Genomic DNA, 1,342 nt, shown 5'->3' on the forward strand with positions numbered 1-1,342 from the left:
GATGGTGGTGTTGAAAGCCACTAAGCGAGGAGGACGGCAAGATGAAGGATACAATGATCGGGGTGGATCTGGCAAAGCGTGTTTTCCAGCTCCACGGGGCCACGGTGGCGGGTGAGGTGAAGTTCCGCAAGAAGCTGACGCGGGATCAGTTCCTGGCCTTCATGGCGGCACAGTCGGCCGCGCTTGTGGTGTTTGAGGCCTGCGGGAGCGCGAGCTACTGGGCCCGGGAGATGGAAGCGCTCGGTCACGAGGTCCGGCTGATCGCGCCGCAGTATGTGCGCCCCTTCGTCAAGCGGCAGAAGAACGATGCGGCCGACGCCGAAGCCATCGTGATCGCAGCGCGCCAGCCAGAGATGCGGTTCGTGGCGCCGAAGACGGCTGATCAGCAGGCCAAGGCGATACTTTTCCGGGGGCGCGAGCGGCTGGTCCACCAGCGGACGGAGCTTGTGAACGCGCTGCGGGCCGTCCTCTACGAATACGGGCACGTGTTCCCCGTCGGCTTCTGCCACATGAAGCGCATCGCGGCTGTGGTGGAAGATCCTGGCTGCGACCTGCCCGCACTCGTCATCGGGGAGTGCAAGGACCTGCTGGCGCAGATTGCTGAGAAAACAGAGAGGATCGACGCGAAGACCAAAACCCTGAAGGCGCTTGCGGCAGGGACCGATACCGCGCGGAGGCTACAGACGATGCCTGGCGTCGGTCCCCTGACGGCGCTGGCGGTGGAAGCCTTTGCGCCGGACATGGCGCATTTCAAATCCGGCCGGGACTTCGCGGCTTGGCTGGGACTTGTTCCGCGCCAGCACTCGACCGGCGGCAAGGCGCGGCTCGGGCGGATATCCAAGGCTGGCCAAAGCGACATCCGGCGGCTACTGATAATCGGCGCGATGACGCGGATTATGGGGCGCGCACGACACAAGGTTCCGGCCGAGAGCTGGATCGGGCGCATGCTGGCGCGTAAGCCGAAGATGCTGGTTGGGATAGCGCTGGCCAACCGAATGGCCCGGCAGATCTGGGCGATGCTGACGAAGAACGAGGATTACCGGGATCCGTCGCTGGCAACGGCATGACCAGCGTGTCGTGACCAACCAGCGGCGGTGCCAAGGGGAGTGTGAGAAGCCGATGACCTGAATGGGCGCAACGATCGAAAAGATCTGGATTGGGAAAACCAGCGTCAGACTCTGAGCACAAAGCTCGCTTCTGAGATTTGGACCCAATCCGCTGATCACCATATCGGCCCGCGGCTTCTGGAAGTGCCGCAACACGAGGCCTGAAAGAAGTTCGTACTCGATCACACGCCAATAAGGTCAAAAACTTCTTGCATCACGGGCGGCAACCAAAGAAG

Annotated in this window: 1 protein-coding gene; it reads left to right on the forward strand. The window is 62.4% G+C overall.

Going from position 1 to position 1,342, the window contains the following annotated elements; all coding sequences use genetic code 11:
- Positions 1 to 41 precede the first annotated feature (41 nt).
- Entirely contained in the window at positions 42 to 1,067 is a 1,026-nt protein-coding gene (locus ACH107_RS32875; protein WP_412509790.1) for an IS110 family transposase, read from the forward strand.
- Positions 1,068 to 1,342: the final 275 nt, after the last annotated feature.

It is taken from the genome of Roseovarius halophilus (ex Wu et al. 2025), assembly GCF_047086965.1.

Excerpts from the sequence above, each read along its gene's own strand:
- ACH107_RS32875 (WP_412509790.1), top strand. The coding sequence starts at position 42 with ATGAAGGATACAATGATCGGGGTGGATCTGGCAAAGCGTGTTTTCCAG.